At 62.3% G+C, this 13,874-nt stretch carries 13 protein-coding genes and 1 tRNA gene; 1 reads left to right on the top strand and 13 read right to left on the bottom strand.

Annotated features, from left to right (window positions below):
- Nucleotides 1-27: 27 nt before the first annotated feature.
- The 12 genes from KW830_RS08200 to KW830_RS08145 form a co-directional block, all read right to left on the bottom strand.
- Nucleotides 28-681, bottom strand: a complete 654-nt coding sequence (locus tag KW830_RS08200; protein WP_218332790.1) for a Fic family protein — start codon at nucleotides 679-681, stop codon at nucleotides 28-30.
- 14 nt (nucleotides 682-695) lie between these two features.
- Nucleotides 696-1,079, bottom strand: coding sequence for a hypothetical protein (locus KW830_RS08195; RefSeq protein ID WP_218332789.1), 384 nt, complete (start codon nucleotides 1,077-1,079; stop codon nucleotides 696-698).
- Nucleotides 1,072-1,842, bottom strand: coding sequence for a TIGR04255 family protein (locus KW830_RS08190; RefSeq protein WP_218332788.1), 771 nt, complete (start codon nucleotides 1,840-1,842; stop codon nucleotides 1,072-1,074). The genes KW830_RS08195 and KW830_RS08190 overlap by 8 nt, the downstream gene beginning before the upstream one ends.
- Before the next feature lie 282 nt (nucleotides 1,843-2,124).
- A complete protein-coding gene (locus KW830_RS08185) occupies nucleotides 2,125-2,553 on the bottom strand; it encodes a type II toxin-antitoxin system HicB family antitoxin (protein WP_304516315.1) in 429 nt (142 codons plus the stop codon).
- 71 nt (nucleotides 2,554-2,624) lie between these two features.
- Nucleotides 2,625-2,801, bottom strand: coding sequence for a type II toxin-antitoxin system HicA family toxin (locus KW830_RS08180; protein ID WP_218332786.1), 177 nt, complete (start codon nucleotides 2,799-2,801; stop codon nucleotides 2,625-2,627).
- A 290-nt stretch (nucleotides 2,802-3,091) separates the two neighbouring features.
- A tRNA-Arg gene (locus KW830_RS08175) sits at nucleotides 3,092-3,166 on the bottom strand.
- Nucleotides 3,167-3,198: 32 nt separating this feature from the next.
- Nucleotides 3,199-7,404, bottom strand: a complete 4,206-nt coding sequence (locus tag KW830_RS08170) for a translocation/assembly module TamB domain-containing protein (protein ID WP_218332785.1) — start codon at nucleotides 7,402-7,404, stop codon at nucleotides 3,199-3,201.
- Nucleotides 7,405-7,406: 2 nt separating this feature from the next.
- A complete protein-coding gene (locus KW830_RS08165) occupies nucleotides 7,407-9,314 on the bottom strand; it encodes an autotransporter assembly complex family protein (RefSeq protein ID WP_218332784.1) in 1,908 nt (635 codons plus the stop codon).
- Between the two features lie 10 nt (nucleotides 9,315-9,324).
- The gene (locus tag KW830_RS08160) at nucleotides 9,325-10,512 is read right to left on the bottom strand and encodes a VWA domain-containing protein (RefSeq protein ID WP_066539605.1); all 1,188 of its coding nucleotides are present in this window, start codon (nucleotides 10,510-10,512) and stop codon (nucleotides 9,325-9,327) included.
- 19 nt (nucleotides 10,513-10,531) lie between these two features.
- Complete coding sequence (locus KW830_RS08155; RefSeq protein WP_066539601.1) at nucleotides 10,532-11,143, bottom strand: GNAT family N-acetyltransferase; 612 nt, start codon at nucleotides 11,141-11,143, stop codon at nucleotides 10,532-10,534.
- 74 nt (nucleotides 11,144-11,217) lie between these two features.
- Entirely contained in the window at nucleotides 11,218-11,460 is a 243-nt protein-coding gene (locus KW830_RS08150; protein ID WP_218332783.1) for a hypothetical protein, read from the bottom strand.
- An 87-nt stretch (nucleotides 11,461-11,547) separates the two neighbouring features.
- Nucleotides 11,548-12,390, bottom strand: coding sequence for a MoxR family ATPase (locus KW830_RS08145; RefSeq protein ID WP_218332782.1), 843 nt, complete (start codon nucleotides 12,388-12,390; stop codon nucleotides 11,548-11,550).
- A 105-nt stretch (nucleotides 12,391-12,495) separates the two neighbouring features.
- Here KW830_RS08145 and KW830_RS08140 point away from each other — a divergent pair, with 105 nt between their 5' ends.
- Nucleotides 12,496-13,164 (top strand): cytochrome c, encoded by a 669-nt coding sequence (locus tag KW830_RS08140; RefSeq protein WP_066539593.1) that lies wholly within the window; start codon nucleotides 12,496-12,498, stop codon nucleotides 13,162-13,164.
- Nucleotides 13,165-13,362: 198 nt separating this feature from the next.
- Here the strand turns inward: KW830_RS08140 and KW830_RS08135 are convergent, their stop codons facing one another.
- Nucleotides 13,363-13,794: a DUF1841 family protein gene (locus KW830_RS08135; RefSeq protein WP_218333153.1), complete on the bottom strand. Its 432-nt coding sequence runs from the start codon at nucleotides 13,792-13,794 to the stop codon at nucleotides 13,363-13,365.
- Nucleotides 13,795-13,874 lie beyond the last annotated feature (80 nt).

Below are 13,874 nucleotides of genomic sequence, written 5' to 3'. Positions count from 1 at the left end.
GTGTAGCGTTGCGGCTTCTCTTTTATTTCAGTTTAGATTTGCCCCAGTATTTTCTGAGGAAATCAAGCTGATGAAGGCCTTCACCAAGGGCACTTGGTTCCCAAGTCGGTAAGCTGCAATGTACTGATCTGGGGGATTGATATTTCGATTTGGAACACTCCAGAAAGAACATTTCACTAATTTAAAATTAAATATACACCACACTAGCAGCCTGCTGATATGACCATTGCCATTTGCGTATGGATGAATCGCCAAAAATTGGACGAAATAGATACTCACAAATTTACTTAATGCAAAGATTTTTTGTTGAGCAGTTAGAGGGTTTTTTTTGAAATAATCGCTAAGCTTGGCTATATTTTGACTCAGTGTGTGGTGAAAATTTTTCATTAAATTCTCGACCTGAGAGAAATGTCCACCAGGAAATCCCGCAATGTATACGGGGCGATCGCACAACTGAGGATATTTTGCTCCTCGATAATTTCCCGCCAAATAGATTTTATTGGTCGGCACAACATTTTCGAACATGAATTTGTGTGACGGCCGAGTTTCTTGTAGAACCTGGAATATTTCTTGAATCTTTCCGGTTAGATTTTTAATAATTTCTTGGCATCGTGTGGAAACGATATCTTTATTAGGGTGGTTATCGTATTCCCACTCTTCTATTGGCTCTCCCATCCCCATTTAAAATACCTGTATTAAATAAAGTCCGCGATGTGCGGATTTGCGGAAACGATTTTATTAGTCATTTCCAAGATTTCAGGGTCCATGTCGTTAAATATCGACCCATCGCTTAAAGATGTCCAAAAATCTTCTAAGGTGTTTTCGAAATCACTATGAAATTTGTAGCTACCAAGTTCGACAAAGCTTCTCATCCCAACATTAACAGAGTATGCCGATGTTTTTGTGCTTTCAATTTTGTGTTCTTGCCAATTGCTTGAGCTTATCAAATTATTTTCTCTAGCACTCAAGTCCACTATATTCGGTGAAAGCGAGTTTGAGGCAAGGAGTCCTAATCCAATAGATGCCATGAAAGCAAATGTTTTGGATGTCCCGATTGAATAGGTTTTTTGATTAGTCATAAGTAGGTGCAAGAATTTTGAGAACTTCTGGAGAGAGGTAGCCAAAAAACTTATTTTTCCCCTCGTTATGCAAATACTCTAGAGAACTATCAAAAACATCTAGAAAACTCCCCCATCCTTGATTGTCTTTTGATTCTTTTATCAAATCGAAAGATATAATGGTCCCTGTCTCCGGCGGCGATTCTTCTGGACCTGTGAAAGATACATGCGCGTGGGAATGCACTTCCATCAGGCATATATAATCATCCATCTTTCGTTCGGTTCGAAGAGTAATTGGAGATTCGATCAGATTTTCATCGGCGATCTTTATATCCAATTTAAGCTTGTTAGTAATGCCGGGGAACTTGCTGTCTCGGAAAAAATCCACATATTTCACGGAGAAGCGGTCTGGAGTAGGCAGTGTCTCATGAATAGTTTTAGATTTCATGAGGGTATTAATAATTGCTTTGAACTTATTCCAACCAGGGTAGGGAATGGCGCAACCAATACCAAGAACACCATCACCTATGAAAATGCTATGAGTGTCCCAAACAAGTCGAACTACAGGCTGGCCTGCCAATTCTGGTTGCATCAGTCGAACTTGGTGAGGGACATCAGCCAGAGGCAACCTTTCCACTCTAGGCTTCTCAGGAAAGCTGGTAAGCAAAATACCAGGCAATAGATCTGCAACTCCTTGCTGAGGAGCGAATCGAATTTCGAAAATTGACTCAATGATCACTGGAAAGGCCAGTCTCGTCGGCAGTCCCTGCTCTTTTTGTTCCATTTTGTAACATTCCTTTTTTTCGCGTGATACTACCACGCTGATGCAGTGTCAATGATCCTACGACTTCTGAACGGCACATAAGGCCAGTAATTTCCTACATACTCGAAGGAAGCTCGATGCTTGGTGTCAGGCAGATCAACGGGACAAACGCAGCGCGATCTCGGTCGAGTTTGCCGACGTTGAGCAGTGTCTTTCGGGCACAGTCAACGATGCTCAGGGACTGCTCAAGCTGGCCCCTATGGAGGTGTTTGAGGTCGAACCCATCGAGTAGCGGGGAGCCTGTTATTTCACCTGGCGCACGCTCAGTTCCAGTTCGTAGCCCATGGCGGCCAGCGCTGCAGCAACAGTGTCGATCTTCGTCGCGTGCGTGAAATCAAAGATCCGGGACATTTCGGGCGGTTTGATCCCCATGGCGCGGGCCACGTCTGCCGGGCGCGCACCGCTGGCCAGGCGGGCATTCAACAGCGCGACCTTGGCGGCAACGCTGGGGGGCAGCTCTACGATGCGCTCCCCCTTGGCTGGTTTGCTGGGTGCGGGTACAGGGCGGCCAGACTCGAAATAGAACTCCATCGCGGTGACAAGAGCGTCACGCGCCATGGCTTCAGCTTCGGCCAGGTCATCGCCCTGGGTGATGGCTTCGGGAATATCCCGGAACGATACGTTGTAGCCCCCTTCGTCGGCGGGATCGAAGCGGGCAGGGTACTTTTGCAGCATGTTGTGTCCCATCTGGTGGTGGTCGTGAAGCTCAGGAATTCAGGCTAGGCCCTCTCGGGCCTGCCTCCTTATTTGATTCCTAACTGCTTCAGGATTGCTCGTCTTGTGCCTTCCTTCAGCTCCTTGGCGGGGTGTCTTGGCAGGGTGCTTACTTTGTCGTTGTGGTACAGCCTCCAGTGGTTTGTACCGTTCTCGACTCGGACCCCCTGCGACTCAAGCCAACGCCTGAATTCGCTGATTTTCACGACCACCTTTCTTTTGTTGCGATGGTGTGAGTATAAACAAAAATGCTAACAACATGCAAGCATTTTTGCTAATAAATTTCGCGGCCAATGCCGAGGCAGACGAACGGGGGGGGGCTGCTAGGTTGGGCGGTGGGCAGATATCGCGGGCAAAAAAAAAAAGGCCCCCAGCACCGTGATGGGGGCCGGGGGCGTTTTCGTTGTGGCAGGTAGGCGCAGGCTGGGGATTTGTCCCCGTCATGTCCCCCGGCCACTCACTTAGAACGCAAGTCGTTGTTCTAAATGCATTGGAGTGGCCTCCCCGACAGGAATCGAACCTGTATCTAGCGCTTAGGAGGCGCTCGTTCTATCCATTGAACTACGGAGAGAAGCCGCTGATTCTACCTGCCGGCAGCGGCCTTCAGTCCTTGCGTACGGTATAGATCAGGTCCACGGCGGTCTGCAGGCCGGTCTGGCCGCGCAGCGTGAGCCGGCGGGACATCTCGTAGAAGACGTAGAGCGTGCCCATGGCGCCGTTCAGGCTCTGTTCGTAGGTGACGTACAGGTCCTTGGACAGGCGTTTGCCCAGCGTGAGTGCAGCGCCGGCATTGGCGTCGGTGCTGTCGGTGCTGGCGCCCTTGAAGCCGATCTCGTCCAGCCCCACACGGCCGGCAAAGTTCTCACTGGTGCCGCCGCCGCTGAGCAGGGCCAGTGCCGCCTGTTGCAGCAGTGCGGCTTCGGCACCGCCGCTGGCCGTGTCGCGGCCCATGACGATCCAGGAGAGTTTTTCGGCGTCGGACATTTCCGGGTCGGAGAACAGGGTCACGCGCGGGTCGGTGGCGCTGCCCAGCACGCGCACGCCGGCCCGCACCGTGATGTTGGGGCGGATGGCGGTGATGTCCAGCGAGGGGTTGTTGTAGGGACCGTTGAAGCGGACCAGACCGCTTTCCACGTCCAGCGACTGTCCCCAGGCACGGTAGCGGCCTTGTTCGGTGCGCACTTCGCCCGTGATTTGCGGAGGGGCGCTGAGCGTGCTGCCGCCGCGCACCTGCAACTGGCCGCGCAGGCGGGTGGTGATGCCAAAGCCCTGCAGCGCAAAGTCACGCCCTAGGTTCAGGTTCAGCAGAATGTCCGGTACCTTGGCGGTGTTGGGGCTGGCTCCGGCGCTGGCCTGCTGTGCAGCCTGGCGGGCTTCCCTTTGGCGGCGTTCCGCCTCGGCCTTGCGGGAGGCGGCCGAGTGCACGACCACATCCTTGTCCAGCGAGGGCGCAGAGGCATCGGGCAGCAGGATGGCGGCACGGTCGACCGTCAGGTCGCCGCGCAGCACGAACTGGCCGTTGTCCAGCCGGGCCTGCATCTGCCCCGAGGTGCTGAGCTGCCGGTCGGCCCGCACCAGCACCTGCAGGCGTTCGGCGCGCAGCTGGATGTCCATCTGCATGCCCGACTGTCCGGCGGCGGGCTGCGGGTTCCAGGCCACAAAGCCGGAGCCTGTCAGCTGGCCGCCTTCCTGCGGGGCGGGGGTGAGGTTGCCGCTGTAGCCCAGGATGCGGGCCGTGCTGCCTTTGCCGCCTTGCAGCGTCAGTTCGGTGATGTCCAGCCGCGTGCCTTGCAGGCGTGCGCGCAGGCGGCCGTCGTGCAGATCCAGGCCGTCGAGCAGCGAGACGATGGACAGTTTGTCGGCCCCCAGGGTGCCGTCCCAGCGCGGATCGCTGCGTGTACCGGCAATGCGCACATCGGCGTTCAGGCTGCCGGTGACGCGCCAGCCGGGTGGCGCGAACATGGCCCAGATGCCGATGTCGGGCAGGTTGGCCTTGGCACTGCCCGAGAGGGGGGCGTTCTCCGGCCAGGCCCAGCCTTCGGCCGTGCGTCGCAGGGTGCTGCGCACGTCGGCACTCAGGTGGCCGGCGCGTTCGGTGTCCCACAGCAGCTGGGTGCGGACTTCGCTGTCGCGCATTTGCAGCTGCAGGCGCAGGTTCTGGATGCGGGCGCGCATGCCGCGGCCCGGCACGCGCTGTTGCTGCACGGCGCCATCGGCACGGCGCGCCACAGCGCCTTCGGAGCGGATGACGGTGACATTGGCGGCGGTTTCCTCTTCCACCACGGCCAGGCGGATGTCGCCACTGGCGCGTTCCAGCACCACGTCGGCCACCGGGCTTCGGCCTGTGGTGTCGATGTTCCAGCGCCCGTTCAGGCTCAGGTCGCCGCTGATGCCGGCGGCGGTCAGCGGGCCTTTGCCGGGCTCGGCGCCAAATGCATCCGCCCAGGCCAGCGGAATGCCTTGCAGCTGGCCCTGGCTTTGTACCTGCCAGCTGCCGTCGCTGCCCTGGCGCAGGTTGATGGGCTGCCATTGCAGCCCGGCGGGTGCGCTGCCGGTGGGCGCGCTGACGCGCAGTTGGCCGGCGCTGGTGTCGATGCGCTGGCTGCGGATGGTCTGGCCCACGGTGCGCTGGCTGACGGTCAGTGGGCTGGCCAGTTCTGCTTTCCAGCTGCCGGCGCTGTCGGTGCCGGGGCTCCACTGGGCTTGCAGGCGCTCAACGCGGCCTTGCCAGTCCAGGGCGGCAGCGCCGCGGTTGGTCAGCAGGCCGCCTTGCAGTTGGGTGTCCAGTGCAATGCGCTGCGCACCCTGGCGCAGCTGCGTGCTGAGCGTGGCCTGCAACTGCTCGGGCGTGCCCTGCAGGTTCAGGCTGAACTGGTCAATGCGGGTGGTGGTGGCCTCCGGGCCGGCCGGAGTCCATTGCAGGCCCGCGCTGCGCAGGCTGGCCTGCAGTTGCAGGCCCGAGGTGACGGGAGTGGCCGCGGTGTGCTGCAGGCGCTGCTGCAGCTTGCCCCAGCCACCTTTCCATTGCACGCTGGCATCTGCGGCGCCTTCCAGCTTGGCGCCCTGCAGCGTGCCAGCCATGCCCGGCAGGCGTTGCAGCCAGGCCAGCATCTGCGGGGCGGACTGCAGGCGCAGGCTGGCCTGGCCGGCTCCTTCGTCCGGGCTGATGTGGCCCTGCAGCTCCAGCTGGGTACCGGGGGCCTGCAGCTGCGCTGTGGTGCGCACCAGCAGGCTGTCGCTGTGGAATTCCAGCTGCTTGCTGTCCAGCTGTGCCTGCATGGCGTTCAGGTGCAGCTGGCGCAGTGTCAGGACCGGGGCACTCCATTGGCCCTGGGCGCGTACGGCATCGATGCGCAGCGGGCTGCTGTTGCCTGCGGTGCGCACCACGCGCCCGGTGGCCGGGCCGCGGGTGGTGGCAATGTCGACTTGGAAATCCACCACCGGCGTGGCACCGGCTTCTGCGGCCGGGGTGCGTGCGGTGATCTGGCCTTTGAGCGGGGCGGGGTCCAGCGTGCTCCACAGCGCGGCGGGATCGACCTGGTGCAGCACGGCATCGCCTTGCACGCTGCGGGTGGTGCCGTCGTAGCTGCCCTGGGCCGTCAGGTGGCCGGTGCCCAGGTTGATCTGGGCTTCTTCCAGCCGCCAGGTCGTGCCTTGCTGCTGCACATCGGCTTCCAGCTGGTGGATGGGCAGGGCGCGCAGGTCCCAGGGGCCGGGAATGGCGTTGCGCACGTTGGCGCGCAGGTCCCAGCCGGTGGCGGAAGGGCCGGCCTGCACTTCACCGCTGAGCAGGGTGTGGGGACCGTCGGGCCAGAACAGCGAGACATCCACCTGGTGCAGCTGGGCGTGGGCGGACACCACGGGCTGGGGCTGCCAGGGTTGGAACTTGGCGCTGAGCTGGGCGCGCAGCGTCTGGCTGCTGGCAATGTCTTCGGCTTCGCGGGCCGTGGGTTGCGGCAGGTCTTGCGCGCTGTCTTCCTGCACCACATCCTTGGCGTAGGCGCTGGCCTGGGCTTCGATCTGTGCGTCGGCGCCCGCCAGGGTGCCGCTCAACTGGACGGTGGCCAGGGTCTGCAGCCGCATGTCCTGTTCGGGCAGGGCGGTCTGGATGCTGCCGCGCAGATGGGCTTCCAGCTCCATGGGGGCCGCGCCTTGCAGCTTGAGCTGGGCGGCGTAGCGGCCTTCTGCCCAGCGCAGCGAGTTCACGGCCAGCTGGTGGTGGCTGCCGGTGTAGCGGTAGTGGCCCTGCAGCTCGGTCGCCTGCACCTCGGGTGTACCTTGCCAGACCACGGTGTCCACCTGGAACGGCAGGTCGATGCGCAGCGGCAGTGTCAGCGACTGCAGCGGTTCGGTCGGCGTCTGGTCCGTGGGGTCGGGGGTGCTGCGGATGCGCACCGTGCCGATGTGCACCTGGCCCAGGCGCAGCTCGCGTGACAGCAGTGGGGACAGCTGCCAGCCGATGTCGGCCTGCTCCACTTCCACCTGCAGGGTGGGACTGGTCCAGCGCAGCCAGCCGATCTTGCCGCCATGGCGCAGCGTGCCTTGCACTTCCTTGGCTTCCAGCGTCTGCCCGGAAGGCAGCCAGCCGGCCACGCGGGTGAGTGTGCTGGCCAGGGAGTCGGCCTGGCCCATCCACCACCAGCCGCCGCCCAGCAGCACTGCCAGCAGCAGCACCAAGGCGGCCAGGGCCAGCAGCAGTTTGTGCCACCAGCGGCGGGGGCTGCGCACCGGCGCAGCGGGTGGCGGGCTGCCATCCCGTGCAGAAGCGGGGAGGTCAGAGGAGGGGGTGGACACGGTGGGATCTGCCATGGTCAGAAAGTGAAGCCCATGCGCAGGTGCAGGCGGAATTGTTGGGTTTTGATGCCGTAGGCGATATCGGCCTGGACCGGGCCCACCGGGCTGGCCCAGCGGATGCCGGTGCCCACGCCGGTGTAGACCGTCATCTGGCTGGGTTTGTCGGCCACGCTGCCGGCATCCACGAACACGGTCTGCTCCCAGTCGGAGCGGTTGCCGCGCACGGTGATGGGGCGCTGCCATTCCACGCTGCCGGTCACCATATAGCGGCCGCTGATCAGCTTGCCCAGCTCGTTCTCCACCCCGATGGACTGGTAGCGGTAGCCGCGCACCGTGGTGTCGCCACCGGTGAGGAACAGCTGGGTGGCGGGAATGCCCACGCCGTCCTTGGCAATCACGGCGCCGCCGGCGGCACGCAAGGCCAGGCGGCTTTGGCGCCGGCCCGCCTGGTCCGGGTCACCCAGGCCGATCAGGGTGAGCCAGCGGGCCGACACGCGGCCGAACGGCTCGCGTTCCGGCGTGAGGGTGGTGCCGGCACCGACTTCCCAGGCAAAGCCGAAGCCGCTGGTGGGCGAGATCGGGTTGTTGAAGTAGCGCCCGGTCCAGCCGTAGTTGGCGGTGATCGACGAGCTGCTGGTGGGCGCGCCCGTGCCCTGCAGCTTGGTGAAGTCGTACTGCAGGTAGTAGTTGCGGTCGATGCGGTCCGCGCTCTTGGTGCGGCCGAACTGTAGCTGCAGGCTGTTGGTGTTGTAGTCGCCCAGCTCCTCGCGTTCGGCCTTGGCGCCGGTGAACCAGGCCCAGCCGTCTTCGTTGGGCAGGTCGACCAGGCGGGTGGACAGTATGGGGTTCTTGGTGTCGAGCTGCAGCTTGCTGACCGCACGCCAGCCCAGGCCGGGCACCCGGTTGTGGATGTGGTCCACAGACAGGCGTGGGCCGGTGTCGGTGCTGGCGCCGACGCCGAACACCCATTTCTGCAGCTTGGCTTCGCGCACCTGGGCGATGACCGGGGCATGCACTTCGGACTGGCCGGGCTGGGCGGCATCGGTGTCCAGGGTCAAAAATACCGAATCAAAGTAGCCGCTGTTGGACAGGCGCTGCTGTGCATCCAGCAGCGAGGTCTGCTTGTATTCCTCGCCCACCGGCAGGCGGGCAATGCGGCGCATGCCTTCCGGGTCGTAGCGCGGCGGGGCGTCGATATCCTGCTCGCCATCCTCGGTCCTGGTGCTGTAGTTCAGTTGCAGCGGGCCAAAGTAATACGCGGGGCCCGGTGCGTAGTCGATGGACAGATCGGCCTTCTGGGTGTCGGCGTCGATGTCGGCCTTGCTGCTGGCAATGCTGGCCGTGGGAAAACGCTGGGCCTGGAGGCTGCGCAGCCCCTGGCTCTTGGCGCCGCCCCAGGCCGACTGGGTGAACTGTTCGCCCGGTGTCAGGCCCCAGTTCTTGCGGATGTCGTCGCGCTGCCAGTCGCTGTGGGTTTCCTCGGCATTCAGGCCGGAGAAGCGGATGTCGGCCGTGCGGATGGTGGTGGGCGGGCCGGGATCGACCTTGACGGTGACCTCCATCGGCGCCTCTTTGGAGTCGGGCGTGTCTTTGAGCTCCAGCTGGATCTGGGGTGAGAAATACCCCAGCGTGCCGATCAGGTCGCGGATGTTGCTATCGGAGGCGTTCAGCAGGCTGACCACTTCGCGGCGGCGCAGATCGGGGTGCTGGCTGAAGCGCACCAGTTCCAGGTGTTTTTCCAGCAGCTCGCGCACGCCGTCCGGGGCCTCGACCTCCACGCTGAAGCTGGGCGGCCCGGAAGGCACGGACGCGGCGGCCGCGTCAGCGGAGTGGTTCTTGGAGAGCAGACTGCAGCCGCTCAGCAATAGCGAGCCGGCCAACAAAAACGCCGACCCTGGGGCCGGCGCCGTTGTGGGGGAAAGCATGGGCATTTCCCTATTTTGACAGCAGCCTCATGGTTTCTTCCAAACCCTTCAGTGACAAAGGGTACATCCGTCCGCCCACCAGGCGGCGGATCAGGTCGATGCTCTGGCGGTACTCCCACACGCCCTGCGGCTCGGGATTGACCCAGGCATGGTGCGGGAAGGCATGCGTCAGACGCTGCAGCCATTCGGCACCGGCTTCCTCGTTGTTGTATTCCACGCTGCCGCCGGGCTGGGTGATTTCGTAGGGGCTCATGGTGGCATCGCCCACAAAGATCAGCTTGTAGTCCTTGTTGTACTTGCGGATGATGTCCCAGGTGTCGAACTTCTCGCCAAAGCGGCGTTTGTTGTTCTTCCACATGAAGTCGTAGACGCAGTTGTGGAAGTAATAAAACTCCAGGTGCTTGAACTCGCTCTTGACGGCGGAGAACAGCTCTTCGACGCGCTGGATGTGGTCGTCCATGGTGCCGCCCACGTCCATCAGCAGCAGCACTTTCACATTGTTGTGGCGCTCCGGCACCATCTTGATGTCCAGCCAGCCGGCGTTGGCTGCCGTGCTGCGGATGGTGTCGGGCAGGTCCAGCTCCAGCTCGCCGCCCTGGCGGGCGAACTTGCGCAGGCGGCGCAGCGCCACCTTGATGTTGCGCGTGCCCAGCTCCTGGGTGTCGTCGTAATCGCGGTAGGCGCGCTGCTCCCACACCTTGACGGCGCTGCGGTTCTTGCCCGGCCCGCCAATGCGGATGCCCTGCGGGTTGTAGCCACCGTGGCCGAAGGGGCTGGTGCCGCCGGTGCCTATCCATTTGTTGCCGCCTTCGTGCCGACCCTTCTGTTCCTCGAGGCGCTTCTGGAGGGTCTTCATCAGCTCGTCCCAGCCCATTTTCTGGATGGCGGCTTTCTGCTCGTCCGTCAGCTCCCGCTCCAGCATCTTGCGCAGCCATTCGGCAGGCAGTTCCTTGCTGAAGTCGGTGAGCATTTCCACGCCCTTGAAGTAGGCGGCGAAGGCGCGGTCGAACTTGTCGTAGTGCTTCTCGTCCTTGACCAGGGTGGTGCGGGCCAGGAAGTAGAAGTCATCCATGCTCCAGCCGTCTTCGCTCTGGGGGCCGACCACGCCTTTTTGCAGCGCTTCCAGCAGGGTGAGCAGTTCCTTGACGGACACCGGCAGCTTGGCCGCCCGCAGGGTGTAGAAGAAGTCGATCAGCATGGTGGGAACCTCCGGGCGCTCAGGGCTGGCGCAGGTGTTGCTTCATCTTGTCGAGCAACTGGGCGCGGCTTTCCGGCCATTCGCCGGCGCGCAGGCTGTACATCACCGTGTCGCGGATGGTGCCGTCGCGGCGAAGGGCGTGGCCGCGGATCACGCCGTCCTTGCGGGCACCCAGGCGTTCGATGGCGCGCTGGCTGGCAAAGTTGAAGTTGTCGGTGCGCCAGCCCACCACATGGCAGCCCAGGGTGTCGAAGGCGTGGCCCATCATCAGCAGCTTGGCGGTGGTGTTCACATGGGTGCGCTGGCAGCGCTGGGCGTACCAGGTGTAGCCGATCTCCACGCGCTGCACGGCGGGCAGGATGTCGTGGTAGCTGGTGCTGCCCAGCACTTCGCCGGAGGCATCGTCCAGCACGGCAAAGGCAAAGCGGTTGCCGGCCGCGCGCATCTGCAGCGCGGTCTCGATGTAGGCGCGGGTGTCCTGCGGCTCGGGCACCGAGGTGACGCGGATATTCCACAGCTGTCCATCGGCCGCCGCTGCACGCAGCCCTTCTTCATGCGCCAGTTCCAGCGGAACCAGGCGCACGCCATGGGCTTGCAGGGTGACGGGGGTGACGAAGGCTGTGGTGTTCATGGTGTGGGGTTCCAACAATCGGTTCCAGACATTCTCGCGCCGGGAGGCTCACAGAAGTTGGCTGGGTGGTGCACTCAGGGGCGTTCCGCTGCCTGCGCACGCTGGGCACGGGCCGCACGCCAGCGCCTTGCCAGCTGCAGGCCCAGGCCGCCGCCCAGGCCGACGCAGACAATGCCCAGCAGGCTGGTTGCGCCGTAGCCGGCATCGAAGATGTTCCAGCCCGCCGCCTGGCCCAGGCCGTAGCCGGCCAGTGCGCCCGCAATGAAACCCACGGCGTCGCTGACGCCTTCCAGCAGCAGTTTCTTGGCAGTGCTCATGGTCTGTCTCCCTGTGTGTATGGTGAACGTTTGACCATAGCAGGGCGGGTGGATGGGCGGCAGCGGGTATGCCCTTTGCGCGCGGGCTCAGCGGTTGCGCTGGTTCATGAAGACCAGCTTTTCGAACAGGCTCACATCCTGTTCGTTCTTCAGCAGCGCACCCACCAGCGGCGGCACGGCCACCTTGCTGTCGGCCGATTGCAGTGCTTCGGGCGGAATGTCTTCGGCCAGCAGCAGCTTGAGCCAGTCGATCAGCTCGGAGGTCGAAGGCTTTTTCTTCAGGCCCGGGATGCTGCGGATGTCGTAGAAGCTCTTCATCGCTGCCGTCAGCAGCTCGCTCTTGAGCGTGGGGAAATGCACGTCCACGATCTGGCGCATGGTGTCCGCTTCGGGGAACTTGATGTAGTGGAAGAAGCAGCGGCGCAGGAAGGCGTCGGGCAGTTCTTTTTCGTTGTTCGAGGTGATGAAGACCACCGGGCGGTGCTTGGCGCGGATCATCTCGCGCGTCTCGTAGCAGTAGAACTCCATGCGGTCGAGTTCGCGCAGCAGGTCGTTGGGAAACTCGATGTCCGCCTTGTCAATCTCGTCGATCAGCAGCGCCACGGGCTGATCGGCGGTGAAGGCCTGCCACAGCACGCCTTTGACAATGTAGTTCTGGATGTCCTTGACCTTCTCGTCGCCCAGCTGCGAATCGCGCAAACGGCTGACGGCGTCGTATTCATACAGGCCTTGCTGGGCCTTGGTGGTGGATTTGATGTGCCACTGCAACAGCGGCATGTCCAGCGCGTCGGCCACTTCCTCGGCCAGCATGGTCTTGCCGGTGCCGGGTTCGCCCTTGACCAGCAGCGGACGCTGCAGCGTGATGGCTGCGTTGACGGCCAGCATCAGATCCTGGGGTGCGACGTAGTTCTCGGTGCCTTGGAATTTCATGGTCTATATCAGCGTAAACATTGATTAGGGCGCTTGACGGTTCTCGCCATAATGAATCTGTGTGAGCCAAATCCCAGCTAAAACTTCCCAAGGATTGTGCGCGCAATGAACAAAAAGCTGTCCACGATAGGGCTCTTGGTTGTCGCTTCTGTGACCTTCACAGCATCGGCCCAGGAGATCAAGGGAGACGCCCAGGCGGGCGCAAACAAGGTGGCCATGTGCATAGGCTGCCACGGTATCGAAGGCTACCAGGCCAGTTTCCCAGAGGTGTACAAAGTGCCCAAGATTTCGGGCCAGAGTGCACGCTATATCGAATCCGCGCTGGCGGCCTATAAAAAGGCCGACCGCCGCCATCCCACCATGCGCGGCATTGCGGATTCGCTGACCGATCAGGACATGGCCGATGTGGCCGCTTTCTATGCCGGTCAGAACGCGCCTGCAGCCGGTTCTGCCAGCGCGGCCAAGGCGCACGATCCGGCGCCTGCCGTGGCGGCGCTGATCCAGAAGGGGGCCTGCTTCTCCTGCCATGGCGAAGGCTTTGCCAAGCCCATCGACCCGGCCTATCCCAAGGTGGCGGGCCAGCATGCAGACTATGTGTATGCCGCCCTCAAGTCCTACCAGCGCGATGCCAGCAAGGGCACGGTGGGGCGCAGCAATGGGGTGATGGCCGGCATTGCCAAGCAGTTCACGCTACAGGAGCTCAAGCAGCTGGCGGGCTATATCGGCTCGCTGGAAGGCGATCTGCACACGGTGCCGGAATCGCGCTTTCGCTGATACAGGCTGCCGCACGGCGGCATGGGCTCACAGCCACGTAGCCCAGCAGCTCCACGGCCCGCCTTGTGCGGGCTTTGTCTTGGCGCGCTCGGCGCATGCACGGCATGAAAAAGGCTGCCACAGCGCCTGGTGTGCGCAGCGGCAGCCTTTGCCTTTGGGCGTTCAGCAGCTTGTTGCCTGGTGGGGGTGGTCTGGCGCTCAGTCCTGGGTGGCGCGGCGTTGCACCGCAGCCACGTAGGCATTGCCATCGGGCGGACGGCCGCTGCGCTGGCTTTCCCACAGCATGGTGCCCAGGCATTCCATCACTTCGTGGTGGGCGTCATGCAGGTCGCGCTTGCGGGCCAGCAGTTCCACGGCCTGGCGGATGCCGCGGGGGGAGTCCACGCTGCACTGCTCGCTGATGGACAGGTGCATGGACAGGTGCAGGAAGGGATTGGTGCGGCCGGGCTCGGCGTCGTAGTTGCGCGCCACGGCGGCGTCCACATCGTCCAGCTCGGCAAAGTATTCGGGGTGTTCGGCAATCCACAGGCTGGCCAGCGTCTCGATGGCTTCCATGGGGGATTCGCTCTTCATCTTGGCGCGCACGCTGCAGAAGAAGCGTCGCACGTCCGCTTGCGAAGGGTTGAAGATCATGGCCGGCAGCGTAGCACGGGGGCAGTGGGCCGCGCTGGCCGCGGCATTCAGCCGCGCGCGGAGCTGTGTCGCACCGG

Source organism: Comamonas sp. CMM03 (assembly GCF_019218715.1).
GTDB classification, from domain to species: Bacteria; Pseudomonadota; Gammaproteobacteria; order Burkholderiales; family Burkholderiaceae_C; genus Comamonas; species Comamonas terrigena.
Note: the sequence above shows the minus strand (reverse complement) of the source record. Positions and strands in the feature narration are given on the sequence as shown.

Bases quoted from the DNA above. Each gene is read 5' to 3' on its own strand.
- KW830_RS08160 (WP_066539605.1), bottom strand. From the start codon at position 10,512: ATGCTGATCGACTTCTTCTACACCCTGCGGGCGGCCAAGCTGCCGGTG.
- KW830_RS08195 (WP_218332789.1), bottom strand. From the start codon at position 1,079: ATGACTAATCAAAAAACCTATTCAATCGGGACATCCAAAACATTTGCT.
- KW830_RS08145 (WP_218332782.1), bottom strand. From the start codon at position 12,390: ATGAAATTCCAAGGCACCGAGAACTACGTCGCACCCCAGGATCTGATG.
- KW830_RS08140 (WP_066539593.1), top strand. From the start codon at position 12,496: ATGAACAAAAAGCTGTCCACGATAGGGCTCTTGGTTGTCGCTTCTGTG.
- KW830_RS08190 (WP_218332788.1), bottom strand. From the start codon at position 1,842: ATGGAACAAAAAGAGCAGGGACTGCCGACGAGACTGGCCTTTCCAGTG.
- KW830_RS08170 (WP_218332785.1), bottom strand. From the start codon at position 7,404: ATGGCAGATCCCACCGTGTCCACCCCCTCCTCTGACCTCCCCGCTTCT.
- KW830_RS08150 (WP_218332783.1), bottom strand. From the start codon at position 11,460: ATGAGCACTGCCAAGAAACTGCTGCTGGAAGGCGTCAGCGACGCCGTG.
- KW830_RS08200 (WP_218332790.1), bottom strand. From the start codon at position 681: ATGGGGATGGGAGAGCCAATAGAAGAGTGGGAATACGATAACCACCCT.
- KW830_RS08155 (WP_066539601.1), bottom strand. From the start codon at position 11,143: ATGAACACCACAGCCTTCGTCACCCCCGTCACCCTGCAAGCCCATGGC.
- KW830_RS08165 (WP_218332784.1), bottom strand. From the start codon at position 9,314: ATGCTTTCCCCCACAACGGCGCCGGCCCCAGGGTCGGCGTTTTTGTTG.